Source organism: Streptomyces sp. ADMS (assembly GCF_033441795.1).
Lineage (GTDB): Bacteria > Actinomycetota > Actinomycetes > Streptomycetales > Streptomycetaceae > Streptomyces.
In genome coordinates this window covers 1-478 of sequence record NZ_JAVFVX010000424.1, presented here as the reverse complement: position 1 = coordinate 478, position 478 = coordinate 1, and the positions used below count along the sequence as shown (strand labels likewise).

General features: G+C 73.2%; 1 protein-coding gene. It reads right to left on the bottom strand.

Annotation, left to right across the window (positions count from 1 at the left end; all coding sequences use genetic code 11):
- Positions 1 to 478 (bottom strand): universal stress protein (locus RB628_RS42895; RefSeq protein WP_318325767.1); only part of this gene is annotated, 478 nt, incomplete at both ends.

Here is a 478-nt window from a genome sequence, read left to right as displayed (position 1 = left end):
GCCCGTGAAGCCGCCACGGCCGCGGGCGCCGACCACGACGAGCTGCGCATCGCGGCTCGCCTCGATCAGGGACGGGCGCACACGGGAACGCACCAGGCGCCGCTCCACGACGAGCCCGGGATAACGCTCCTGCCACGGGGCCACGATTTCGTCCAACAACCGCTGCTCCTCCTGGCGGAGCCGCTCGATGTCTACCACCGCGTTCAGCGGATCACCAGGGCCCTCGTAAGCCCGCTCGCTCCGGGTGTTCCAGACGTGCAGCGTCAGCAGGTCCACGCCGCGAAGCAACGCCTCGGCGAAGGCGAACTCGACGGCTGCCTCGCCCGCCGGCGAGCCGTCAACCGCCAGCAGCACGGCACCGCTCGGGTCGGGCCGGCCGCGCACCACCAGCACCGGACAGCGGCCGTGCGCGGTCAGATGCACGGCGGTGGAACCGAGCAGCAGGCTGCCGAACGCCCCGAGGCCCCGGCTGCCGACC